This is a genomic window from Pirellulaceae bacterium (assembly GCA_019636385.1).
Classification (GTDB): domain Bacteria; phylum Planctomycetota; class Planctomycetia; order Pirellulales; family Pirellulaceae; genus Aureliella.
The window spans coordinates 960,367-984,621 of sequence record JAHBXT010000002.1 but is presented as its reverse complement, the minus strand read 5'-3'; the positions used below and the strand labels follow the sequence as shown (position 1 = coordinate 984,621).

The window sequence follows — 24,255 nt, the reverse complement described above, 5'->3', positions numbered from 1 at the left end:
TAGTCTCTGCCGCTGCACTTTACTGCATGAGCGAGCAGCCTCCTGGAAAGCTGAGAGTAGTTCGGGATTTGATTTGATTCCCAGTATTGAAACGTCCAGGACTTCAATGCTCAATTGCATCGCCGCTTCAAGTGGCCCCATGCCTTGAGCGACTTTGATAATCGGTCATTTCGCTGGACTTGATCAGTAACTCTCGCAGAGCGAACCGCTGTACGAGGGCTATGAATAGAACTCCATCAATCCGCGTGGCCGCTGCGAATAAGCAAGAATTTGCAAGAACGAGTCGACCTGCGGATTTGCTCGAAACGGTTGAACCTTAGGAGTCGTCTTGCGGTATCGAACAACTACCACCTGACCGTCAAAATCGCATTGGATCAATTCGTCTAGAATCATCGACTCGGCGGTATCGGGGTTACCACCACCCGAGCCAGCATCAATTAACGGCATCGCGACAGACCTATAGCCAGACTCGGTGACACGTCGTATTGCGTTTCGCACTGAAGCACGAATCGACCACTCAGACGATCGCCAAAGTATGTTAGTGATGGCAACGTGAATGATCGACCTGAAAGGTAGTCGACCAGCAGACGTTTGCACCGCGCAGCCAAGTGGAATTGGGCCCATAGCTCCCAGCTCCCTAAACGGTTGCTTACCAGCTCGTTTCCTTATTGCTCCAGAAACACCCTGAGGAATGAGCAACCACCAGGGGATGATATTCCGATTCCAGGGGTTCACAATCGCCTCGACATCTTGATCAACTAGATCGCCATCAACGACTGTCACGTACATATCACTGAATCTCCAGGATGATCAGGATATGAAGCATGATTGAATCGACGACCGTCTCTCATCTCACCATCAACTACAGCGACCAGGATTTGGCCAACATGAATGTTGGAATAAAATATCACATCGATATTCTTTAGGAAATTGAGATGCAGGCAGCGATGAAACCCACTGGCTAATAGGCGTGGCTTCGCTTTCAACTTCATGCCAAGACCTTCCTTGGGCGGTCTCGCCGTTTGGTCGGTGTATTTTGCGCTTCGGGTTGTAGCAATTTTTTCATGTCGCCTCTTGCCGGAGCTTCTAGATCCACTGAGCTTAACGACGATACCACGTTCGCTTGCGGGCGGAGGTCCTCGTTGAGGCTCTCAAACAGAATCAGCCAGCTTGGCTTGAGCTCGGAATATTTCTTCACATTTACCATCTTCTCATGCAAGAATTCGACGGCTGCGCAAACCTTCGCTTGATTCAGCTTTTCGGTTTCTTTTTCGCCTGCCAATGAGTGGCCGGTACCATTGCCGTGACTCACGCTGAAACCCGCATAGATGTCAGATTGCAGCTTTGATTTTGCCGGAGTGGAACGATTCTTGGCCTTGATCGCCTTCGAAGTTGACATTGAAGTGTCCTCCACCAGGCTCATCTCTTTACGCTTCATCGCTCGCTGCTTTCGAACCTCTTCTTGGACCATCTTCTTAGGATTGGCTGTTCGATCAAGGTCCGCTGATGCCTTGGCCCATTGCTCGATCGTGTTGGTGTCCTTGCTTGCTTCTGGGTGTTTCGCACACCGAATGTATCGCTCGGCAGTGACGTAGCTAAACGTAAAACCGCGTTTCTCAAAGTCGGTCTTCCAGCCTTTGCCAAAGCTTTGCTTATCGGCCAGCAGCGCCTTGCCGATCTCCACGACGCGGGAATCGAAGGTATTCCAAGCTTCTAAACACGCATTTTCGAGTATTGCCATCTTTGCTTTTTGCTTGGCGAGCTTTTTATTTGTTGCTTGTATCGCTTCCTCTTGGTCAGCAATAGCTTGCTCACTGCTATCGGTATTAGAAATGGCTTCTTCAACTAAAGCGTGAAGCTCATTGATTCTCTGGACATTCATGGCAATCCCTTGTGAATTCGTAGCGACGTGGTGAGCTGCGCGGCTGGACATAACTAGCCGCAAAAGCAGCTCACTGTCCTCAACCTACCGAATCGGATTTTCCAATACAAATTTTTTTTGCCGGTTATTGACAGATTTGTCGAAACTGAAAATCTCGCTCGATCGGCCCACAAGTTCAGCGATGAGCCGTTAGTTGGCCACGCTGGCAGTAGACGAACACCACGATACGGGCCGATGAGCACCTAAGCATTTGTGCGATTGGCTAATCAATGGACTGTCCCTAAGTGGATTGGGATGCCCAAAGATTTGTTGTCGCTGCCCAGCAGTTGCAGGCGATGCATCTTAGATGCTGCGATTTAAGTGCGAGACTGAACGCTTATTTAATCAGGCCCATAACGACTGGTGGCCGTAGTTCGTACATGAATTTCAACGTAGCGACGATGTCGTTTTCCGTTGGACTGTTGTTCTCAGGGAATCCAGCCATGTCAGCCTGGTAACTAGCGATGGCAGGGGCACTGGAAACCATCATGGCATTTGCATGATGGCGACCTCAGCCACAATTCGAATCACCGCTACTGCCTCTCTCGAAGTCAAATCTGTCAAACCGTTGATAAAGCCAGGTGTAATTGCACACGAATATATTCAACAGTGACGCAACCTCTTCGGTGCCAGCTACCTCCATCGAACTTAGCTAGTCGATGAGATGTTCACCCAGATGGAATGGTGACTTAGTTGATCTAACGTCCGTCGCGCGGCGTCTGTGCTCCCAGCAGGATTCCATGGCTGCTGTACACAAAACGGCGTGCAGAACTCCAATCAGACATGACAGTTATTGACCCTAAGGCATTTCGCACTGTACGGACCATGGCCCCCATTTGGCTACTGAGGTCCAGGCGGGAAGAATTGGAGCAGATTAAACTCAGCGAAATCGACTCTCAATGGTCAATTGATGCCGATTTGCCAATTAGAGCTCCGTCTTGCGCAAAACTTCACCTCCAATCGGCCAATTCATAGGCGGCCGCTAGCGGATTCTGAATTCCATCCTGGCCTGCTGGCTACCAGCCACCTCATCTGCGATGTTGCAGGCAATTAAAATTACCCATAAGCGGCTGGTCGAAGTGACAGGACCGAGCTAGCGATTGTTTGATCCGCCGCTCACCGATATTAAGATCCAACCCGTTGCTCAAATTGGCTCTACAACACATCTGCTGTTGGCTGGGGTGTTGTTGGACTGGTGTGTCGGAATAGACCTGCCTAGCTGTCATGATGGCCACTAGCACCAAGAATCAGGAGGCTTGCTGAGTGGCGCAATTAAATCTGACCTTGAAGCCTTAGAGCGTAGGCGATTTTGTGTCTGCAATCATCAGATACTTCCTCGCCCGGATCGTAAATACTCTTCTTGCAATCCCTCAGGCCATGACCTTCCAGAACTTTGGCCGCAAATCGCAGGTGCTTGAGGCGGTTTCTGACCACCACCCCTTCAAAGTGAGCTGAACCTCTAAGCTGCTTTTCAATTAACTCCAGATTCCACCTCGACAAATAATTCTGCGAGATAAATGTGTTTAGACCACTGAGCGGTATAGTCAAGATTTCGTTGGTAGAGATCACGGTTCGTGCAGTAGGTCTAGCGATTCGTCGTTCAAGGAGCTGGAAATAATTTGCCTCGATGGCCCGCTGAGTCCAATACAGGACAGCATCCTGGGCGGTCAGCGGCGAGAAAATAATGGGCAGGGTGGTATGCCTGCAGCCAGCTAGCGTGAGCATTCTTTGCCAAGCTTCCTCAAGGGCCTGCGTGTGAGTTTGGCCACGGCATTGTAGTTTTTCCAAGGCTCCATGGAGCAAATGCACCGTAGCACGCTGCAATTCTAAATCGCCAATTTCAAGTTGATCGAATCTGCGTTCGCTAATTGGCAATACGGGCCTTAACCCAGCCAGCCAATAGGTCTGCTTGCTGGACAATGTATGCCAAATACCAAAATCCGCCTTACACGCGCCCTTGGGCAATCGCTTGCGATTCGAAAAGTCTTCAAGGTGAAGACTGCATGGCCAATCGGTATTGTGATCGGTCAATCCAAGCGATCCCAGCACTGCGCTCACAATATGCCTGGTTTGCTGACCGAAGGTTATCGCCATAGGGGTTAGCCCAGTCAGATACCTTAGTGCCTGTAGGACCACTGCGTTGAGAGTGCGCCATATTCCTTGACTTTCTAAGATGGCCGATAACGTGTGAGCATTAGGTAAAACGTCATCGGCCAGTGGCAGTAGGCCAGGCTGGTGAGAAATCAACTGCACGGTTTGCAAACTGGCGGGAGATGCCGAAATCTCCAGCCGACTTGTTCTGAGCAGCGAGCGACGAAAATCAAATCCAAGAGGAATTGTGCTTTGCTCGATGGGTTGATCAGGAATTGGATTGAGCAAATTGGCGAAATTGATGAAATGCTTCTTGAAGTCCGCTGTCCCGTGGATTGGCACCATCTTGTTGTCCACCATGGCCGAAGAAATCGCCCCTAGGGGATCACGCTGTAGTTTACTAATCGGTATGCGGAGCGAGCGCCACGAGCACTTGTAGAAAACATCGACCTGATAGCTTGGTTCTAGCTCGAAAAACGTGCCCTTGATACGCCATGGGTAGCAGCACAGAGATAGCTTGAGATTCTTACGATATAGGGCCCAGCCAGCCGGCGATTGTTCTAGCAGTCCTTGAGGAGTTGCAATTTGCTTGACTGGACAGTGATTGGGATCATGGGCTTCGAGTTCACATACCAGACCACTGGGCAACAATTCCTGGAGTTCCAACCGTTGAGCATGACTGAGTTGAGCCTCACGCAAAAACTCCGTGGCTTGCAGCAAGGCATTATTTTCTACGAATTTCGCCGCCTCGACCCGCCACGAATGCGCTTTGGAGACAAGCTCATTAAATATCGTCTTGGGCTTGAGTATTTTCAGCGTACTGTCGTTGAATTCCCCATCGGCGTGGCCGAAATGTGAGATGGAGCAATTCAGCCTAGCGGCCATTCGGAGACTATTCGCCGAGGGCTTAGAGCACCACAGTAGTTTGTGGCGCGTCAGCAGCATTCGAATATCGTTCGTCTGCTGGCCTGGATGATCGAAATAATATCCAAATGGGTTGCGTGTGTTGGAATGCCGATAGTGCCAACGAGCAGCACTTAAATACCAATTGAGATCATCGATCAGTATGACGTTTGAATTGGCAAGTGCAGTGGCTGGATGGATCAGTAGCCCTGGATCGTGATTGGCTGTGTCTGTCAGCAGTATGTGTGGCTGGCTATTTGGGCGATCGTGATCTACAAGGCACAGAGAGGCGATTCGACCTGGCAGTCGATAGCCACGTAGTACCCAAAAAGAACTTGCCTCTGACTGGAGAAAAGTATCGCGTTCAGCCTCGGTCATTCTCTCGAAAAATGGCTCTAGATCGGCACGAGTAATCAAACGCATCTGATCATCGGTTAGCCTAGGAGTCGGAAGGCATAATTGCTCTAAATGAAATTCCTCACTGATTTGGAATTCAGAGTATTTCTCACGTCGCTTGCCGGTTTCTCGGGATTGGCACTGATTCCAGATTTCATTCAGCAGTTGAAGGCGTTTCGTGGTTTCAGCCAATGGGCAAAAATCTCCCAGATTATCGACCAAAGCAGCAGGGACATTGACTTCGAGCCATCTCTGCGCGTCAGAATTAAATTTTCCCGATATCCGTTTGACCAGATCTGCTAAACCACCATTGGCTGAACAAACCGCACAGCAATGCCAACGCCCATATGCCGGATCGGCGAAGAAAGTCATCGAGCCTCGCCGACAGAATGGGCAGTCTGCCATTTGCCCTGACTCTGACAAATTGTGGATTCCAAGTTTGTACGCGACTTCTCGCCAGACGCTTTGTGAGATGTAGGTGGCCACTGCGACTATTTCCTTATGATTTGCATTGCCTCTAGGTGGCGTGCAGCTAGTCGACTACCAGTGCTGCCCTATTCCTATGTGGTACCACACTTCAGGTACCCTTTGCAAATTTTTGTGGCCATATTTCGATCGCTGGCACATGGCGACAGCTTTAGAGCGAGCTGGTCGCCGTGATGATGCATGATGCTGCAATGTCAGGACGATTTTTGCATTGAATTAATTTAACTCGAATATGACCACCCCTTTCTAGCTTTTACTAGCGAGAACTGGGGTTGGAGTGATTGCCGCAGCACTGCCAAAATGCCCTGAGTGTTGCAGGTTGGGATGAATGCTCGGTGATTTGGATTGAAGAGAACAGAATTCAATGGCAGCGTGTAGAGTGACTGCGGAAGCACTGCGTACCAAGGAGGAACTAGCCATGTCGTTCGATAGCGTGTTGTCACGGTTTGCAGACCAAGCACCGGTGCGGGATGTCCCCGGTGGTGGTCACGATAGTCCAGGCTGCAATGGCCAACGAAGTGGTCACGACATGGGCGGGCTTGGAGATCGCGGCACCAGAATTCAAATGGCACTTGCGTACTATGAAGCTTGATGAAGGTTAGTTGGTCCACAAGCTACTCGATTATGCGAGCAAAACGCAGTTGCGCCGGTATCAGAAGCATCGACGGGGACAAAAGAAACACTAACCCAAACGCCAAGACGCTAGACCCCATGTCAGTTACGCTCGCCTACTCGCTCAACAGACCTAACACATTGAAAGGGGTAGTAACTAGCATCTAAGTTGTCGCTGCTCGTATTTACACGTGCGGATTCGAACTACAGGAAGATGTGACTTACCGTTGTCGGGGTAAAGGCGTCCAAAATGGCGACACGGCGGTCAGTTGTCATCCCTCCATAGATTGAAGGAAACTCTCAATTCAGGATAATTTCTATTAAGCCACTGGCGAACTTCAGAGAGAACGTAAACACGAGTTTTCCCAAACATGGGGATTGGTTCAGGGAATCCTCGTGATTTACCCCAGTTATTAATTACCTTTGCAGAAATCTTACCCTTTAAGCGTTTGATTATCATTGGCTTTGTAATCGTCTGCAACCGCGGAGGGTCGTCCATTTTATTACCATACAGCTCGTTGAGCTTGCTTGCAACTGTCTAAGCTTCGTCGAGAATTTCGTTTAGTATGCTCCTGTCAGGGGGGAGGTGGGTCGCCGGCGAATTCCCTAGTGACCACTCAATATACGGCCAGACGAGATTAAAAAAAGGTACCATTTTTTTATCAACATCGAACTCAATACGCTCTGATTCGCTTTCATTTGGATGCGGGGGGCAAGACTGGCCGAATTGGCGTAATGGGACATCAGCCTCTGATAGCTCTTTTGCGACCCTCATAATTCTCCGGTATTCGTCATAATTGGGCGGCCTATAGCCCAAGGACCACGAGAATTGTGTTTCCATACCAGCCCGATCATCTAACATTCCTTTTATGAAGGATTCCAGACCAGGAATGTCCACTTCTCTCACCACATCACGCATCACTCACCACCCTTCACTTGTCTTCGTTCCAGTCGAGGAGCTGCCATCGCTGCTTCGATTAGCTTGTCATTGGTTTGCTTCGCGTACCGTTGCGTGGTACGGATATCGGAATGCCCGAGAATTACTTGCGATGATTCCAGACCGAGGGCATCTCGCACCACAACAGCTGTAAGATGTCTAATTTCATACGGAGTCCACGGCTGCAAATTCGCTTTCTTGCAGGCATATTTGATCGCACGCCTATACGAGTCGGAAGTATACCGCAATCGAGGTGGTCGGCTTCTAGATGGTTTACAGCGGCTAAGCTGCGAAGGCTGAACCTTCGACTTTCGTTTCTGCCGCATCATCGACCTACGCTCACGTTCTGACTCTGCAGGGGAGAATAAGAACGCGTCGCTAGCGCGATTCAGGTAATTTTCAACTATTGCCCGCACGTGGTCGACAAGTGCAATTGTTCGAGTCTTGCCTTTGTTAATATTCTTGTGGCTGGCGGGTCGATACAGCCATACTTCGGAGGATCTTTCAATATCGCAAGGCCGCATAGATAGCAGTTCGCTCGGCCGCATACCGGTTGCCACCTGCACTGCTACCATATCCCTAAGCGTGGGAGTAAGGTGCTTAACAGTCTCGCGTATAATATCCAGATCGGCCGCCTGCCTTTCTGGATTGTCTCGCGAAACTGAATGGCCCTTTCTAAGGGGGTCGAGAGTACGCAGCCGCCGATGTACCGACTCGTCGCATAACTCATTTGCTACTGCACTGCGGAAAAAGCGGATTACCGTGTTCGTTCTGCTATTGACATAACGTCGACAGAACCGCCCCGACGTTTCCCAGCGGTCCCGTAAAGTTTTGAGAGATCTGGGACCAAACTCACCGGCAGGCATTTCACCAAATTGTTCAACGAGTTCATCTGCAATATTTCGAAACATAGCTAGCGTCGCATTATCGCCACCGCGTTTTTCAGCTTCCTGGCAAAAGCCATAAGCGACGTGCTTGACCAGTACTGGACTTCCCTCCGAATGGTGAGCGAGACCACTGGGGCTAATCAATGGTCCTGCGAGTCTGTCAATTTCACGTATCCCAAAGCCAGTGGGTAGTGATAATTCTCCACGTTGGTACTCGGCTATCAGGACCGCATACCTGGCTAGGGATTCGGGAGAACCGTGTTTCCCTAAATAGAAGTCTTGCCCGCCGATTCTCACGACCGACTGCCCAGAGATATGAAAACGCAACGAAGGTAAAGGTGATCTTGGCCTAGCCATGACAGTGCTCCCAGGAGTGACGTCCGGCTACCCCCCCCCCAACCCTGAGGTGGTGCTGGGGGTTTTTCAGTAGACGGACCAATTTCCCCATGGTCGCACGGCCAAGAGGCCGGTAACGCAACATGCGTTTCGACTAAGTTTTTATTGGTCTTCCAGCAGTACACCCAACATGATTCGAACATGTAACCTTCGGTTCCGTAGACCGATGCTCTATCCAATTGAGCTATGGGTGCATGCCCGTATTTATAGCGGATCAGGCGGTGAGCGTCAATTGTGCGATCAATGGCTGATGGCCAAGTGATGCTAGCGGATTCTGTTAGCCAGACCACCGGGGCAGAATAGTATTTGTCATGCAATGGACATACCTCCCTTGACGGAATTGGTCTTCGCCTACAGTGGAATTCGTGTGCGCTGCGTGGCTGGCAGCAAGCCGAAGAATTCAATCTTGAATCTGCCGGTATTGCGCGGTCGATTGGGGCGCATCAATTGTGCATACTTCTGGATAACTGCCTGCACAAGCGGAAATGCCCTACAAGTGGCTGGTGGACGGCTGATTATCGAAGTGTCGGGATAACGCTGGCATCGCAACGGAGCCGAACCGTGTATAATCCTGGCCGCTTCAGCCTGTAGTGTCGCGCAACCGGATCTTCGGGACTGTCACCCCAGAATTTGAGTTATACGGATCGTTGAGCAAGATGACTGCCAGCTACAAACAGCGATGGAACAAGGTTTGGATTCTTGGTGCCAGTACCGGCATTGGCCGTGAATTGGCACTGGCGATTGCACCCCAAGCGGCCGAGGTTTGGATCTCGGCGCGAAACCATGAGAAGCTGAACGAGGTCGCCGCGCTTGCCAAAAACATTCGAGTCGAGCCTCTGGATATAACTGACGAAGTGGCGGTTGCCGAATCGGCCAGTCGCATTGCCGAGGGGGGCGCGCTTGACTTAGTTGTCATATCATCCGCAGTGGGGTTAATGTCCCGATTGCCAAAGTTTGATGTGCCTATGTACCGCCAGTCGATGGAGGTCAATTATTTAGGAACGGTATACGCCATTGCTGCCGTTTTGCCTGCGATGGTCCAGCAGGGCAGGGGACATATTGCCATGATTGCTTCGGTGGCCGGGTACCGAGGATTGCCTAACGGTGCTCCCTACGCGCCTACCAAGGCAGCCCTGATCAATTTGGCGGAGTGTATATACCCTAATCTCAAGCGGCTTGGCATCACTGTATCGGTTATCAATCCGGGCTTTGTCGAGACGCCGATGACGTCCAAGAACAAATTTCCCATGCCTTTCTTGATGAAGCCTGAGGAGGCTGCGCGGCGTATTGTTCGCGGGCTGGAGCGGAGACGATACGAAATTGCCTTTCCAACGCGCATGGTCTACCTGTTGAAGCTGGTGCGGTTGTTGCCAAACGCGGTGTTCTTCTGGCTGGCAGACCGATTGATGGTTGGCAAGGATCGGCCTCGCCAGGATTCTTAGGCCTAGACTATTGTCCGCCTTCGGTTCGTTTAGACCACCATGGCAATTGTACGCCGCCGTCCATCGTCAGCGTTGTCCCGGTCATATACGCCGCCTCTTGGCTAAGCGTAAAGCAGATGCCATGCGCCATTTCTTCGGAGGTGCCCAGACGCTGCATGGGAAGTTCCTGTGCTCCGGCAGCTAACTGATCTTCTGTGAAAAACTTTCGCTCGCCCGGCGTATCGATCCAACCTGGGTGAAAAATATTGACACGAATTCCGTATTTAATCAGTTCAATAGCGGCGGTGCGTGCCATGTGGTCGATGGCTGCCTTGGCCATGTTGTAGGCCATGGCCGTGGGAAAGGGGATCAAGGAATGCGGCGAGCTGACCACGGTAATTGCACCGGGACGACCTTGACGAATCATTTGCTGGGCTGCCGCGCGAACGCCAAAAAAGGCACCCCACATCGAGACATCGATAGTTTTGCGAAAGCCCTGCATGTCAGCCTCGACCATCAATTGCCGATCGCTGTAGACCGCATTCGAAACAAACAAATCCAAGCTGCCAAAATGTTCGACAGTCTGTTGGACCATGGCTTCTACCGCTTGCTGATCAGAAACATCGCAACCCACCAACAAAGCTCGACCACCCACTTTTTCGATCTCACGAACAACCTCTTCGCCAGCTTGCCGGCTTGAACTGTAATTGACGGTCACGTTGGCACCGCCGCGAGCCAATTCTATTGCTACGGCGCGGCCAATGCCTTTGGATGAACCGGTTACTAGAGCCGTTTGACCGGGGAACGAATAGTGCATCGTGGGAAAACCCTTTAGCGGTAAGTGTATGAGACGCGTGACTATAGCTCGTCGTAGGGCAATTCGAACATATCCATCAGGTGGTTCAGGTCGCCCGTTCGCAGGCCCAGGCTAAACCATTTCATGCGTTGCTCAGAAGAGCCATGTGTGAATGCGTCGAGTACTACGCGCTGGCCGGCATTGCGCATGATCGTATCGTCGCCCACGGCTGCCGCAGCTCGTAAGCCGCTTTCCACATCGCCGGATTCCAGGATGCCTTTCATCCGCTGGGCGTGGTGTGCCCATACTCCGGCTAAGAAGTCGGCTTGCAGCTCCAGCCGCACCAACAACCGATTGCTTTCCACTTTGGATAGTGTCTGCTGCTCGCGTTGGACCTTTTCCAGCCAGCCAATTTGGTTCTGTACATGGTGGCCCACCTCATGTGCGATCACATAGGCACAGGCAAACTCTCCGGGAGCCTTAAAGCGAGTCTGCAATTCGTTAAAAAACGATAAGTCGATATATACCTTGCTGTCGCCGCCGCAATAAAACGGTCCAACGGCCGAACCAGCTACACCACAACCGCGAGTTTCTACGTTTCCGTCATACAGCACGAGTCCCGGCATTTGGTAGGGGCGATTAAAGTGCTCAGGAAACAGACTATTCCAGACATCCTCCAGATCTTTGAAGACAACGCTGGAGAATTCCGCCAGGGTATCGTCGGGACGCTGGCCATGCGGGTCTGCATCATCGGCTAGCTGGCCGGCATTTTGTTGTTGCAGCTGCACGCCTACTTGCTGCATGACTTGCAGCGGATTGGCACCGCTAAGGAGCGCGAATATAGCACCAATAATTACGATCAACAGACCGCCTCCCATCACGGGACCACGCAGTCCTCGGCGATCTTCAACGTTTTTGCTGCCTTCACGCCCTTGCCAGCGCATGGTGAGGTTCCTACTAGAAGATGTATCTTTGGACAACTTTCGCGTTGGCCAATTATCGAATATCTTACGGAACCGCGTGTCGCTGGGTAGCGGTCCGAACCCTGTGAATCATCGCCCAGCAGAATTTCTATACCTGAACATCCAACAGGCGAGCTGTGATCAATGCACAGTCTTCGGAATCGGAAGCCTCAGCATCTGGAGCGTTGAAAATGCGTTGGACCGAAGACTGGGCGGCAACAACCACCGGATTATTGACCCTGGCAATTCTGCTGATCCTAACTTATGCAGCACGCCCGCTAGACGTCGATTGGCAGGCGGCCAAACAGAGATCAGATCAATTGCGTTTCGAACAAACCAAGCTGACGTTCGAGGAAGAATCAAAGCTGTCGGAGGCAGATCGCAGGGCACTCGCCAAACAGCGAAATCGTTCGACCTTGGAAAGTCTAGGAATTCATTGGAGTTCCGCCACTAGCGACTGGTTGGCAAAGCTGGAGTCTTGGACCGACTGGCCGACGGAATCTTTTCGCAAGCGAGGCAAGGACGGGAAGCCAGAGGGAATCATTCAGTGGCAGCCTCTGCTGGGGACGTTTGCCATTCTAACGGCCATTGGCTGTGCGGCGATGTGGCTGAGGGGGCTGAGCATAACGCAATTCTTGTGCGGCTTTCCGGGGCTGTTTGCACTGGCTGTCGCAGCGTACCTGTTGGCCGCCCAAAGCGTGGTCAAGTACTATAACTTCGAGTATCCACTGTGGGGGCTGTTAATCGGAATGCTGATCTGTAATACGCTGGGGACACCGGGGTGGTTTAGGCCTGCCTTGCATGGTGAGTTGTTCATTAAAATTGGGCTGGTCTTGTTGGGTGCGGAAGTCCTGGTATCGCGGTTATTGGCATTGGGCGCGCCAGGCGTGTTGGTCGCTTGGGTAGTTACGCCAGTTGTGTTGACAGCCACCTACATCTTTGGCCAGCGGGTACTGAAATTAGAAAGTCGGTCACTGAATCTGGTGATCTCTGCTGATATGAGCGTTTGCGGCGTATCAGCAGCGATTGCCACAGCAGCAGCTTGTAAAGCCAAACAAGAGGAGTTGTCGTTGGCGATTGGATTGTCACTGTGTTTTACCGCTGTGATGATGATTGTAATGCCCTTGGCAGTCGGCTGGCTGGGGCTTGATCCTGTGGTAGGTGGCGCATGGATCGGTGGAACGCTGGATTCGACTGGGGCCGTCGTAGCTGCCGGGGAAGTTCTCGGGATTCGTGGCAGCGAAACAGCGGTGACGGTCAAAATGATTCAGAATATTATGATCGGAGTCATCGCACTGGCGATTGCCGTCTACTGGGCGCGTTGGGTGGAACCGCAGCAGATTCGAGAGTCAACTGAGAATCATACTTCAACCCGCAGTGTAGGCGACCGCCAGGTTCAAGTGTCCAGTCTGGCTGCTGCTACCAATGCGATTGGCTGGATGGAACTATGGAGACGATTTCCCAAATTTGTCTTGGGGTTCTTGATCGCCTCGATTGGATGTTCTTTGATATTCTGGCATTCGCTATTTGGTGAAAGCTGGATCCAGGTGGCGACGGGCAAGTCCACCAGCCTGCTGCGGGGCTGGATATTCTGCGTTGCCTTCGTGGCTATAGGCTTATCAACCGATTTTCGGCAATTGGCTCCTTACCTGCGTAACGGCAAGCCGGTTGTGCTTTACGTATGCGGCCAGTGCTTGAATCTGTTGTTGACTTTGATCATGGCCTACTGGATGTTTGGCGTCGTCTTCAAACAGTAAACCGTAATGCGATCGCATTTCGAAATGAACGAAAGCCCCCAGACCAGCCAGTCATGTCGATACAGTTGGAAGCGGACTGGCCGGCTGTGTTTGGCAGTGACTATCGTGTTGGTCATTTGGCTTTGGGCGTTGCCACGCATAGCGCGTTGGCGACCAGTACAAGAGCATATCCAGGCAATGCAGACGGCCAATATTGCCGTGGATGCCATGTTTTATACAGAGCTTCAGTGGTATCCGGGGCGATGAATGTCGTACCAGTTGGTTACCGAAATCGGTGGGATCGATGCTGCCGGGTCGCAAGCGTTTCATGCGTTGGCAGCAGAACACTGCGATGTGTGGCTGTTCCGCTGGCACGACAACTGACAGCGCACTCACCACACGGCACGCTTCAGCAGCAGCTTACGCGGGCATGGTCACCGGCATTAGGAAATTGCTGGCCGGCTGGATTTGCATGTTGGTGCAACGGTCAAGTTGAAACTGCCGAGGTTCGCAACGGCTCAGGCACAGTGCGAGCACTCGATCGCGCCCTAGAAATCGAATGGGACTGATGACTCGTTGAGTTTTTCGACCATGGCAATCAACATAGTCCAGAGTGATTGCCCACCTGTCTGAATCTCGCATAGCCTTGGCCAGCAATTGTCGGTTCATGGATTTAGCTCCCGTAAATTGAAGTTCATGCCCGGCGCAACTGTGCCGAAGGCAGCTTCCTTCAAGATCATCGCTTACCCATGGACACCTTCGGTCACCGCCCGCCAACCCGTTGAGATTCTTCTTCGACAATTCTTTTCAATCGTTGTTGTATATGTAGACTGGGGGGGTCCGCTGGATGCGGGTCCGTATGTGAGGCTGGAGGAACTGCTGGGGTGGTGTGCTGTCCGCTGGGAACCTGGGAGATGAGCTGGCACGACTGGCCGTTGTGGATGTAGACTCGATTTCGGCCTCCGGTTTTGGCCGCATAGAGTGCTTCGTCAGCCCGCCTGACTAGCAGGCCGATCCGTTCGTTGGGAACGATTTGAGCCACGCCACCGCTGAGCGTCATGGTGATTGCGTGCTGTTCGAATTCAACTTGAATCTTGGCCAGTGAGCGACGAAAGCGCTCAAGCTGCGCGGCTGCTTCTGCCAGTGGCGTCAATGTTAAGAACCCAAACTCCTCGCCACCGTAGCGTGCAATGCAAACCAAATCGGTCAGCTCGGACTGCATGAGCACAGCAACCTGTTTCAAAACTTGGTCACCAGCCGGATGTCCATAAGTGTCATTGATTTTCTTGAAGTGATCGATGTCGACCAGTCCCAGGCAAAATGGCTTAGAATGCTTTTGCCACTGCACGAACAATTCATCGGTAGTTTTGTCAAACGCTTTACGATTCATCAAGCCGGTCAAGCCATCGGTACGAGCTTCCTTCAGGTAGCTGGCCAATTGATCGGTTTGCGTATCCAGCTTCAGCTCGGTCGTTTCCAAGCGTGCTTGAAGCTGTCGGTTGGTTTCCATCATCTGCGAAACCATGTTCATCATTTCTTCTGGATGAGCGGTGCCCGACCGGACTCGCTGATCGATATTGCTGAGCTGATTCTGATACTTGACGACATCCCCAGATAGCTCGCTGGTCCATTGCGACATACTGCGGAGCAAAGCCAAAAATTGTTGGCCCTGGACGGGTGAACCGGCCACTCCGGCCTTCTTGCCAAACCAGAAGCCGAGCCCCAGCCCCAATACCAGTAGAAGCGAACCCGCCGCCAATCCGAGTAGAAAAACAGTGGTATTCGTAGGCACGCTGGTGGCCCTCAAGCTTATCGATAGACTGCCGACGGAGGGTCCACATACCGTAGCTCATCAAAGTCGCTGGTCGGGCTGTCGTTGCGAGAAATCACTACGATGCCGCCAGGGCTGATCGTAAAGCCGCGCTGCCGATCGAGGTCGGGGTCGAACCCGATTTCCATGCCCGGTGGAATATTGACATTTTTGTCGATAATGGCGCGACGTATTCGCGCGCGTCGCCCGATGTTCACGCCCCCTAAAACAATACTATCTTCGACGCTGGCGTAGCTGTTTATCCGCACCCGAGGGCTGATCACACTGCGGAGCACGCGACCGCCACTAATAATGGTGCCCGGGCAGACGATGCTATCGATGGCTTGCCCGCAGCGGTTTGGGTCGCCATCGCTTCCAAAAACAAATTTCGGTGGCGGCAAGTTAGGCTGAAGAGTGCGGATGGGCCAATCCTGATCGTAAAGATTCAATTGCGGATCGACATGGATCAAATCCATATTGGCTTCAAAGTAGGCGTCGATTGTACCGACGTCTCGCCAGTAGGCATGGCGTTTACGATTTTCATCCTTAAATGGGAAAGCAAATACGCGATGCGACTCGATGATCGACGGAATGATATTACGCCCAAAATCATGCTGACTGTCCGACTCAGTGGCGTCACGGCACAGCTGCTCGAATAAGAATCGAGCGGTAAAGACATAGATTCCCATCGAGGCCAGGCAGGTTTGGTCGTCTCCAGGCAATGTCCTAGGTTCGTCAGGCTTTTCCTCGAACCCGACAATTCTGGACTGCGAATCAACTTCGATCACGCCAAATGATTTGGCTGATTCACGGGATACATTCAGTGCGCCCACTGTCAAATCAGCATCCATCTCTCGATGGAATTCGAGCATTGACAAGTAATTCATCTTGTAAATATGGTCGCCCGCCAGGATCACCACATATTCTGGACGATCCTTTTCGATCACGAAAATATTCTGATACACCGCATCGGCAGTCCCTTGATACCAATGCTCATCGATGCGCTGTTGAGGCGGCACGACATCCAGAAACTCGCCCAATTCGGCGCAGAAGTACTGTCGCCATCCCAGGTTGATATGCCGGTCCAGGCTAAGCGCTTTGTACTGGGTCAGCACCAGCAACCGGCGTAGACCGGAATTGATCGCATTGGACAAGACGAAATCAATGATGCGATAGTTGCCGCCAAACGGGACGGCTGGCTTGGCTCGATCCAGCGTCAGCGGTTCTAATCGCGTGCCTTTGCCACCGGCTAGAACAACAGCCGTCGTGCTTGCCAAAAGGTTGTTTCTCATCTGCGCAGCGCTTCTCCGTGAGTCGGTTGCCAGGTAGGAACATCGTCAAGATAGCATCTTTCCCTTTTCGAGAGAATCGCGGAATTGATTAGATTCGCGCGCATTATTCCAATTGTCACAGATTCTCCAATTGTGTCAGGGCTGCACGGGGTAGCTGTGGGCTTCCGTGTCCACCGGGAGTTGCCGATGGGACTATTCCGTGTTTTAATGCTCGCACGCATGGCTGGCATACGAATGCCTCAGCGGCGTTCTGTTGGCACTGGGTACCAACTTTGGGCAATCAGCTCGTTTGTCAGTTTCAAAAAATGCTGGAACTATTTAATCAAATTCAACAAGCGGTGGCGGTGATACGTAGCCGCTGGAATCAGCGGCCACGAGCTGGAATCATCTTGGGTACCGGCTTGGGGCCGCTGGTCCAACAAATCCAAGAAGCGGTTGCCATCGAGTACGCCGATATACCGTTTTTTCCGAAATCCACTGCGACTAGCCATCGTGGACGGCTGGTTTGTGGCAGCCTTTGCGGGCTGCCCGTGATGGCCATGGAGGGCCGTTTTCATTTGTACGAAGGCTACCCGTTGAAGCAAGTAACACTGCCAGTCCGAGTCATGCGGGCTATGGGGGCTGAGCTGTTGGTTGTTTCCAACGCGGCTGGCGGTATGAACCCCAATCATCGGTCGGGCGATATCGTGGTAATTGACGATCATATTAACCTAATGGGCGACAATCCATTGATTGGCATTAACGACGATCGTTTGGGGCCAAGATTCCCGGATATGTCGCAGCCGTACGATCAAACGCTGATTGATAAAGCCCTGGAAGTCGCTCGACAGCAAAACATCGTGGCTCACCGCGGAGTTTTTGTGGCGGTCTCAGGACCAAATTTGGAAACGCGAGCCGAGTATCGTTTTCTGCGCGCCATAGGGGCGGATGTTGTGGGGATGTCGACTGTGCCAGAAGTTATCGTCGCAGTCCACGCGGGTATGAGGGCCGTCGGTTTTTCCGTGATTACCGATATGTGCCTGCCCGATGCCCTGGAGGCAGCCGATGTCGATAAAATAATCGCCACCGCAAATGCGGCTGAGCCGAAATTGCGAGCACTGATGCGGGGCGTACTGGAGTACGAAAAGCAGCGTCCGGCCAGCGCGTAATCTGGCCTTCGAGACCTGATAGATGCCTGCCGAAATTGATCTACAACGCTGCTTGCCGGCCCAGTTCCATGAATGCGTCACCGCGGCCTGCGAGGTGATTCAGCAGCATAGAATACTCGCTCCGTGGGTTGGCTGCGTCTTAGGTAGCGGACTGGGCGGCCTAGCCGCGCAGGTTACTCATGCCACCAGCATTCCTTATGCTGACGTGCCCGGTTTTTCCAAGACGCACGCCGTAGGGCATGCCGGCCGGCTGGTTCTGGGCTATTTTGGCGGAGTGCCCGTCGTGCTGTTGCAAGGCCGCAGTCATCGGTACGAGGGCCGCAGTCCGCGCGAAGTGCAGTTTCCAATCTATGTCCTGCGTGCCTTAGGTGCCACCACACTCATCACGACCAATGCTGCAGGTGGCGTTAATCCGACTTTTCGCGTTGGCGATCTGATGGTTATCAACCGGCATATCGACTTACTGTGGCCCGGACAGTTTGGTCGCGCAGCACCGCTAGGCGAACCAATCCCAAGCCCCGCGAAGCCAGAGCTTCAACTGCCGTGTGTAGTAGGCTATGATTTCCCGCGTCCTGTAAGTCCTTACTGCTTACAGTTGACAGCCCAAGTGAATTCGATTGCACAGCAACATGGCATTGCCATGCAGCAGGGTTGTTATGTTGGGACGTTGGGACCAACTTATGAAACGCGAGCTGAGTACAAATTCTTTCGCTGGGCTGGCGCCGATGCAGTGGGCATGAGCACGATACCGGAGGTCATAGCTGCCGCTCAGTTGGGTATGAAAGTATTGGGCATCTCAGTCATTACCAATGTGGCATCTACCGACACGCCACAGGAGACTTCTCACGCAGAAGTTGTTCAGTCGAGCAATCAAGCGGGGCCAAAATTGCAGGTGATTGTACGAGAGCTACTGGAACAAATGTCTGGCCAACCTGACTAGGGATCCTGTGCCAGTCTTGCTCTTGCTTGTTGGGGTGGATCTATTTTGGGGTAGATCTATTCCTGATCAACAACCTGCTTTTCAAATTCATCTGTGACCGGAGGTGAGAGAACCAGACCGTTGTTCAGGAGGGGTTTGAGTCCCTTTGCACCGTCATAACCCCAAATAATTGCTACAAACAGCGAGGCTACTGTGGCGACCAAGCCTATATTCATCGCCACTCCGTTGATAGCTACCAAAACCGCGGCAACAGTAAATCCAACCATGCTGATTGACAGCTTCAACAAACTGGTTGACAGGTAGCGTTGACGTGTGCTTTTGTGAATTGCAGTCCTGGCAGAGGAATTTGCCAAGTCCCGCAGTGCCGTAATGTTCTTTGGTTTTTCCGGGGCGTTTGTACGCGATTTGTAGCTGTCAAAGTCAAACGATCCTCTGGCCTCTGGAGTAAGTTCTGGCGGAGTCGGCTGAAAGGCCGACCGAGCCGTTTGGATAGGGGCCGCGACAGCTTTAGGGCGTGCTTCCACGGCAGCGGTCGCTACGGGACCGGAATCGCCGCGCATTCTAGCGAGTAGTCGCTGCATGTACTCTTCAACGCTTTCTTCCTCCGCACCATCGCCCACCGAGTCGCTCGCTGTGGCCGGGTTGCGTGATGGGCTGCTGCCCAGCCCAAACAACTCTCCAGACACCGGCGCATGGAAATTGTGCTCTGGAAGTACAGCCATGTCGTCTTGAACTTCAAAGGCTGGATCATCGGGTTCATTCAGAATAGCCGATTCATATCTAGACGGCTCATCCCCCTTAACCATACCAACAGGCATTTCGTCAGCCAGCGATTGGCCAGCGGTACTGCTTGAGGAATCATGGTAACAGTGGCTGGTGGCCTTAGCATCGTCGCCAGAATCGGCAAGGCGGGCATTTTCCCACATGCTGCAGGCATCGGCATCAAGCGCATCGGCCTCTAAGCACGCAGTTTCAGTTGGTTGCTCGAATTCTTCTACATCTTCCAGCAGTGCTCTGCGAAGATCGAGAATGGCTCGTTCGCGGTTGTCATTGCGTGATGTTGCCTGTTGTTCGCGGGCTGGTAGCGGCTGCAATCCGCCAATGGACAGTGACTCCTCTGCAGTCCACCAGTCAGGTTGAGCGCTCGCCTGGGGCTCCCTAGTCAACTCCGCTGCCGCCAATGGAACCACTTGTTCGTCAACTGCGGACAAGGCGGATAAGTTTGACGTGGGCCTGCCCTGTGCGAGTGATGGCCAAAGTCGGCCTTGTTGGCTTGTTGCCATTTCAGCGGGAAGGTCGACGGACTGGCCGTCCATAAATAATTCCGGCTCTTCCCAGTTCGTTGAGCTGGCCACATCAACCGGAGGCTGCGCTTCCGGAGTATCTAAGGCAATACTTTCAGTCTCCCACAGCGACAGCTCGCTTGCCTGTGATGCTGGCAACTGATTCTGGGGTCGAAAAGTTTCCTCTACCAATCGTTCAGCTGAAAGTCTCTCGAAGGCCTGCTCTGAAGTAGCGCCAGGCATACTGCTGTCCCAAGTATCATCTTGTATAAGCGATTGTGACCGCTGCCACTGTTCGTGCTGTGTGGGTTTGATTTCGGGCTGGTTAGAGGCTATGTCATCAGCAGATGTCGGTTCCATTTGCGACGACTGCATGCCCCAGTCGCTGAGGGTGTCGTGAGCGGGTTGTGGCATCGTCAACGCAGCCGGACCACCGATGGGTGCGGGCGTTGCGTGTTCATCGGCGATAAACCAAGCGGGAATGTTCGGATTCGTGCCGTCAGATACTGACGCATTGGCAATAGATCCTGCATTTCCGGTCGATGGCACCGGTCCACTGCTAGTTGCTTCTGAGTGGTTAGCAGACCATTGATCGAGCCATCCATTATCGGGGCTGCTTGAGGATGCCTCGGAATCCCAGAACTGCTCCGCTGCGCCAATTGAGAGCTGACCGGAAGCTGGCGATTCAAGTGCAGAGTCACCTGCTTCAGACCTAGGACCTAATTGTGGTGAGAGCGTTGGGGTTGAGGCTTCGGAATTAGTGCGGGTCGGCAACCCGCTCTCATGGTCAGATTGCGGAGCTGAAGATTGCGCCGCGGCTTCAAGCAGCGGTCGGGTGGTCGACAGATGCAACTGCTTGTCCAGCTTCTCTAGCTGTTCCTGAACGCAGTATTGCCACTTCTGAATCTCTTCCTGTGCTTGCTGTTGGCTTGTCTGTAACGACTGTATTGCCTCCAGGACCGAAGTATCTGGATGATTGGCGACATGTTGTGTCAGTTGAGCTACGGCACCCGATAGCTGCTCGAGCTGCAGTTGAACTTCCGATTTCCAGTATAATCCTTCCGATTGTGCAGACTGTTGCTTGTCATGTAGCTGGTTTAGTGATTCGGTGACTGCGACCATGCCAGTCTGCAATTGCTCGATGGCAGTGCGTTGAGCGGTTAATTCCTGAGTGACCTGCGACTGAGCGGAACTTTCTGGCGATGTTTCTTCAGCAATGATGCCTTCAATCGTGGATAGTTGATGATTGACGTCTTGCAGGCGTTCACTGAGAGCTTCTAGCGTAGCCGATTGACGCGCGATGATGGTGGTGATCTCTTCCGAGATTTCGGCCGAAGCTTTTTCGTAATGCGCGCGCTGTGCGTCGGTACTGCGGCGGGAGTGGTGACGACGTCGGTCAACCTGGCCAGGCATAGCGGATAGGGCTGAGTCCGCGTTTTCGGTGGTCGCGACCGCAGATTGTGGGCTGTGCTTTTCTAGTTCGGTTTCAACAAGAAAGTCCGATTGCCGTCGATCGTGAACCGACTGTGCTCGAAATTCTGCGATTGGCAGGAGTAAGCTTTCGATCTGAGCCTCCAGCGGCTCGATGGTCTTGCGAATCAGGTCCGACACCCAGGGAATATCGACTTCCCTTGGCAGGCCAGCCGCTGACGGGTTTAAGGGGCTGGTTGTCGAGGCGGCGATGGCCTGCTCGGCAGACAAGCTCAACGGTCGAGAGACTGCGAATCTGAGACGCTGTTGCTGCTGAACTTCGGTGGCGGACGGCAGTGGGCTCCGCAGAATCTCGAAGCGGTGTCCGGCGATTTCAAAGTGGCTGCTAGGTGCGGCGAGCAAAAGTTCGTTGGCCTGCCTGCCATCCTGTGAAAGCTGTGGTGCGAGAGCGCGTATGAAGGTCTGCCTGGAGCCATTGACGATCAGCGCGTGAAACGGTGCAATGCCGGGAAGTTGGCAGCGAAAGGTACAATTCTCTGCGCTGCCCAGAGTGGCTTTGGCCTGCGCAATGGGCCATTGTTTAGCAATTTGGCCAGAATCGTCACGCAGCACCAAGAGAGCTGCCGCCGCGCGGGCCGGTGTGCGCCAACTCTGACGTGGATCAGTTGCAAACACTCCGCTGTGCGTCGCCGACTTCATGTCGTCTAGACTCCATTGTCTTCCAGTATTCGCGCCGGGCAGGGGCAGCCCTTCGTCTGTCGGCTATCGTCAGCTAGTTGCCTTCAGCTAGCCTGAATCAGTTCTCGCCGAAATGAATGGACTCCGGATGGTCCTGCTGGTAACGGTTTTAACGAATACAGCGGTTGCAATCGCCCGAGGTAGATGCGGCAATGCGCTAATGCAGGCTATAGGCACGGTGAGGCAGCAGCTAGGCAGGCCAGAGCACACAGAGCGGGAGTGTGAATCCCTGTTACGTGTTCTGGCAGGCGTAAGCTCCAAGACCAACAATCGTCTAGGTAAACTTCCAGCCATCGAGCGCTGCGGCCTGCTCGGAAACGCTGCTACCGTCTGGGGTTGCATCGCTGGAAACGTCAAACCAAGCTTCGTCGAAACGAACAAAGCCGGGTTCTCCTCGCGACTGCTTGGCCATGGCCACGTTGGTCGTTAGCGCAATGACAGCATCGCCCATGGCGACTTCGGGGTAGCAACGAGGCTTGTTTTCCGGTGCGGGATTGCGAATGCACCAGGCCCAATGTTCAATTTCTTCGGTATAGCCGCGACTGACTTCTTCGCCGGCAGCAGTTTTTGCAACCGCTGAAGCCGCATAGCTCCCGCTAGCCTGCGTATCCAACTGATAGCCGCCTTTATCTTGCTTGACAGAGACTTTGGCCGACAAATCATCGCCCTTGTAAAGCATGATCTCCTTTTCGCGTTCCAAAACTAAGGTGCCCTTGGTGCCCATCACGACTTCGCCATATCCGCCGAAACCGTTTCCATTGATCGACGAATACGTGACAATTATTTTCTTGCTCGGATCTTGCTCATAGCCCGGCAGCGGCTTGCCCTTGGGCGGATAGTCTTCAGCCTCGCTGCGGTATCCCACATCGAAGTCGTATTCGGGTCCGGGGAATTCGAAGGTGCAGAAGACATGGTCTTCTACTTCTCGGTCGGCTGGAAAGACGAGCCTGCCGCCCACCGCGTGAACGGACAGCGGATGTGCCTTCTTGCCATCTTTGCGCAGGGCCGAGCAAAAGATTGAGGCTGCATCCAATTGGTGGCTACCCAATTCGGCCATCAATCCACCACCAGTGCGTTGCCACAAACGCCATCGAACCAGTTCTTCCATCGCCGAACGCTGGCGACCCTGCGGCAACACGATGTCTTGATATCCATGACGGGCTGCCTCGACGTTAACATCCTGCAACCACGCGTCCCATTGTGCGACTTTACGAGACAGCATCTCAATTTCGCTAGGGGTTCGGGCTTCATCTAACTGTTTTTGAAAGGTGTCGCGCTGACGCTTTATTGACTTGTCGTTGGGTAAAGGTACCTGCCAACTATCCCTACCTGGCACGTTGCCGCGATGCCACTGAGCGCGAATGTGGTGCAATTGTCCCAGCAAACCGAACCGTAGCAGATGAACTGCGTTGTCGTACAACACGCTGTAGTGTCGCTGGTGGCCAGTGGCACAGTGTAGACCGGTCTCGTCGGACACGCGGGCCATGACCTTACACTGTGCGATATTGTGAGCCATCAGCTTTTCGGTCAGCACATGCTTACCACGACGCATAGCTTGGATGGCGATCGGTGCATGCAGCCATAGTGGCAAAGCGATGATGACAGCTTCAACCTGCTCATCGTTCAATAACGCTTCAATCCCACCATTGTTTTGGTCGTATACTTTGACGTGCTGCTTGGCCTGGGTCTCATTGCTGTAGCCGTACTGTTTTATGAGACCAGGCCGAGCCTCTAGGGCTGCCGGGCTGGACCAATCGCCATGAAAGGCCCGGTGAATGCTGCTGGGGCGTATATCCGAGATTGCGACCACATCAACAAATTCCGGCGTACAGCCTCCGATCAGCACATTGCCCTCGTCACCGACACCGATCACACCAACGCGTACTGGGTTGTTGATTCGTTGGTAGCCAAAGTACATCGCACCCAAGCCTGCGCCGGAAACTACTCCCGATGCGGCGACTCCCTTGATAAAGTCGCGGCGCGTAACGCCGACCGCTTCGTGATAGTTGTCGGCACCTGTCTGTCGCTGTTCAGCGGTCAATTCCAGCATCTATTGGGATCCTTGTTTA

At 52.9% G+C, this 24,255-nt stretch carries 18 protein-coding genes and 1 tRNA gene; 6 read left to right on the top strand and 13 right to left on the bottom strand.

From position 1 onward, the window contains the following. Positions 1–219: 219 nt before the first annotated feature. From KF752_09315 to KF752_09300, 4 genes are all read right to left on the bottom strand, one after another. Positions 220–789 carry a macro domain-containing protein gene (locus KF752_09315; protein ID MBX3421739.1) on the bottom strand — a complete coding sequence of 190 codons (570 nt, stop codon included), beginning with the start codon at positions 787–789 and terminating at the stop codon, positions 220–222. Continuing rightward, the gene (locus tag KF752_09310; GenBank protein MBX3421738.1) at positions 780–992 is read right to left on the bottom strand and encodes a hypothetical protein; all 213 of its coding nucleotides are present in this window, start codon (positions 990–992) and stop codon (positions 780–782) included. Before KF752_09310 ends, KF752_09315 begins: the two co-directional genes overlap by 10 nt. Next, positions 989–1,882: a hypothetical protein gene (locus KF752_09305; GenBank protein MBX3421737.1), complete on the bottom strand. Its 894-nt coding sequence runs from the start codon at positions 1,880–1,882 to the stop codon at positions 989–991. The genes KF752_09310 and KF752_09305 overlap by 4 nt, the downstream gene beginning before the upstream one ends. A gap of 1,311 nt (positions 1,883–3,193) precedes the next feature. Beyond that, the gene (locus KF752_09300) at positions 3,194–5,683 is read right to left on the bottom strand and encodes a hypothetical protein (GenBank protein ID MBX3421736.1); all 2,490 of its coding nucleotides are present in this window, start codon (positions 5,681–5,683) and stop codon (positions 3,194–3,196) included. A gap of 532 nt (positions 5,684–6,215) precedes the next feature. On the opposite strand from KF752_09300, the gene KF752_09295 reads away from it, so the two are divergent. Next, positions 6,216–6,389 carry a hypothetical protein gene (locus tag KF752_09295; protein ID MBX3421735.1) on the top strand — a complete coding sequence of 58 codons (174 nt, stop codon included), beginning with the start codon at positions 6,216–6,218 and terminating at the stop codon, positions 6,387–6,389. A gap of 938 nt (positions 6,390–7,327) precedes the next feature. On the opposite strand, the gene KF752_09290 is transcribed toward KF752_09295, so the two are convergent. Both KF752_09290 and KF752_09285 read right to left on the bottom strand, forming a co-directional pair. Then, complete coding sequence (locus tag KF752_09290; protein MBX3421734.1) at positions 7,328–8,257, bottom strand: tyrosine-type recombinase/integrase; 930 nt, start codon at positions 8,255–8,257, stop codon at positions 7,328–7,330. A gap of 492 nt (positions 8,258–8,749) precedes the next feature. Beyond that, positions 8,750–8,823 (bottom strand) — tRNA-Arg (locus KF752_09285). 122 nt (positions 8,824–8,945) lie between these two features. Here KF752_09285 and KF752_09280 point away from each other — a divergent pair. Both KF752_09280 and KF752_09275 read left to right on the top strand, forming a co-directional pair. Beyond that, positions 8,946–9,164: a hypothetical protein gene (locus tag KF752_09280; protein ID MBX3421733.1), complete on the top strand. Its 219-nt coding sequence runs from the start codon at positions 8,946–8,948 to the stop codon at positions 9,162–9,164. A gap of 121 nt (positions 9,165–9,285) precedes the next feature. Continuing rightward, positions 9,286–10,071, top strand: coding sequence for an SDR family NAD(P)-dependent oxidoreductase (locus KF752_09275; GenBank protein MBX3421732.1), 786 nt, complete (start codon positions 9,286–9,288; stop codon positions 10,069–10,071). Positions 10,072–10,078: 7 nt separating this feature from the next. On the opposite strand, the gene KF752_09270 is transcribed toward KF752_09275, so the two are convergent. Next, the gene (locus tag KF752_09270) at positions 10,079–10,867 is read right to left on the bottom strand and encodes an SDR family oxidoreductase (GenBank protein ID MBX3421731.1); all 789 of its coding nucleotides are present in this window, start codon (positions 10,865–10,867) and stop codon (positions 10,079–10,081) included. A gap of 41 nt (positions 10,868–10,908) precedes the next feature. Then, entirely contained in the window at positions 10,909–11,790 is an 882-nt protein-coding gene (locus KF752_09265; GenBank protein ID MBX3421730.1) for a zinc metallopeptidase, read from the bottom strand. 209 nt (positions 11,791–11,999) lie between these two features. On the opposite strand from KF752_09265, the gene KF752_09260 reads away from it, so the two are divergent. Next, complete coding sequence (locus tag KF752_09260) at positions 12,000–13,565, top strand: putative sulfate exporter family transporter (GenBank protein ID MBX3421729.1); 1,566 nt, start codon at positions 12,000–12,002, stop codon at positions 13,563–13,565. Positions 13,566–13,964: 399 nt separating this feature from the next. Here KF752_09260 and KF752_09255 read toward each other — a convergent pair whose 3' ends face one another. From KF752_09255 to glgC, 3 genes are all read right to left on the bottom strand, one after another. Continuing rightward, positions 13,965–14,186, bottom strand: a complete 222-nt coding sequence (locus KF752_09255) for a hypothetical protein (protein ID MBX3421728.1) — start codon at positions 14,184–14,186, stop codon at positions 13,965–13,967. 121 nt (positions 14,187–14,307) lie between these two features. Beyond that, a complete protein-coding gene (locus tag KF752_09250; GenBank protein ID MBX3421727.1) occupies positions 14,308–15,336 on the bottom strand; it encodes a GGDEF domain-containing protein in 1,029 nt (342 codons plus the stop codon). 17 nt (positions 15,337–15,353) lie between these two features. After that, the gene (glgC, locus tag KF752_09245; GenBank protein MBX3421726.1) at positions 15,354–16,646 is read right to left on the bottom strand and encodes a glucose-1-phosphate adenylyltransferase; all 1,293 of its coding nucleotides are present in this window, start codon (positions 16,644–16,646) and stop codon (positions 15,354–15,356) included. 305 nt (positions 16,647–16,951) lie between these two features. Here glgC and KF752_09240 point away from each other — a divergent pair, with 305 nt between their 5' ends. Beyond that, a complete protein-coding gene (locus KF752_09240) occupies positions 16,952–17,794 on the top strand; it encodes a purine-nucleoside phosphorylase (protein ID MBX3421725.1) in 843 nt (280 codons plus the stop codon). Positions 17,795–17,816: 22 nt separating this feature from the next. Next, positions 17,817–18,734, top strand: a complete 918-nt coding sequence (locus tag KF752_09235) for a purine-nucleoside phosphorylase (GenBank protein MBX3421724.1) — start codon at positions 17,817–17,819, stop codon at positions 18,732–18,734. Between the two features lie 56 nt (positions 18,735–18,790). Here KF752_09235 and KF752_09230 read toward each other — a convergent pair whose 3' ends face one another. Then, a complete protein-coding gene (locus KF752_09230) occupies positions 18,791–22,147 on the bottom strand; it encodes a hypothetical protein (GenBank protein MBX3421723.1) in 3,357 nt (1,118 codons plus the stop codon). Positions 22,148–22,460: 313 nt separating this feature from the next. Then, positions 22,461–24,236, bottom strand: a complete 1,776-nt coding sequence (locus KF752_09225; GenBank protein MBX3421722.1) for a Gfo/Idh/MocA family oxidoreductase — start codon at positions 24,234–24,236, stop codon at positions 22,461–22,463. Between the last annotated feature and the right edge of the window lie 19 nt (positions 24,237–24,255).

Coding starts and splice junctions, on each gene's coding strand:
- KF752_09315 (MBX3421739.1), bottom strand. CDS start 789: ATGTACGTGACAGTCGTTGATGGCGATCTAGTTGATCAAGATGTCGAG.
- KF752_09310 (MBX3421738.1), bottom strand. CDS start 992: ATGAAGTTGAAAGCGAAGCCACGCCTATTAGCCAGTGGGTTTCATCGC.
- KF752_09305 (MBX3421737.1), bottom strand. CDS start 1,882: ATGAATGTCCAGAGAATCAATGAGCTTCACGCTTTAGTTGAAGAAGCC.
- KF752_09300 (MBX3421736.1), bottom strand. CDS start 5,683: ATGACTTTCTTCGCCGATCCGGCATATGGGCGTTGGCATTGCTGTGCG.
- KF752_09295 (MBX3421735.1), top strand. CDS start 6,216: ATGTCGTTCGATAGCGTGTTGTCACGGTTTGCAGACCAAGCACCGGTG.
- KF752_09290 (MBX3421734.1), bottom strand. CDS start 8,257: ATGTTTCGAAATATTGCAGATGAACTCGTTGAACAATTTGGTGAAATG.
- KF752_09280 (MBX3421733.1), top strand. CDS start 8,946: ATGGACATACCTCCCTTGACGGAATTGGTCTTCGCCTACAGTGGAATT.
- KF752_09275 (MBX3421732.1), top strand. CDS start 9,286: ATGACTGCCAGCTACAAACAGCGATGGAACAAGGTTTGGATTCTTGGT.
- KF752_09270 (MBX3421731.1), bottom strand. CDS start 10,867: ATGCACTATTCGTTCCCCGGTCAAACGGCTCTAGTAACCGGTTCATCC.
- KF752_09265 (MBX3421730.1), bottom strand. CDS start 11,790: ATGCGCTGGCAAGGGCGTGAAGGCAGCAAAAACGTTGAAGATCGCCGA.
- KF752_09260 (MBX3421729.1), top strand. CDS start 12,000: ATGCGTTGGACCGAAGACTGGGCGGCAACAACCACCGGATTATTGACC.
- KF752_09255 (MBX3421728.1), bottom strand. CDS start 14,186: ATGCGAGATTCAGACAGGTGGGCAATCACTCTGGACTATGTTGATTGC.
- glgC (MBX3421726.1), bottom strand. CDS start 16,646: ATGAGAAACAACCTTTTGGCAAGCACGACGGCTGTTGTTCTAGCCGGT.
- KF752_09240 (MBX3421725.1), top strand. CDS start 16,952: ATGCTGGAACTATTTAATCAAATTCAACAAGCGGTGGCGGTGATACGT.
- KF752_09235 (MBX3421724.1), top strand. CDS start 17,817: ATGCCTGCCGAAATTGATCTACAACGCTGCTTGCCGGCCCAGTTCCAT.
- KF752_09230 (MBX3421723.1), bottom strand. CDS start 22,147: ATGAAGTCGGCGACGCACAGCGGAGTGTTTGCAACTGATCCACGTCAG.
- KF752_09225 (MBX3421722.1), bottom strand. CDS start 24,236: ATGCTGGAATTGACCGCTGAACAGCGACAGACAGGTGCCGACAACTAT.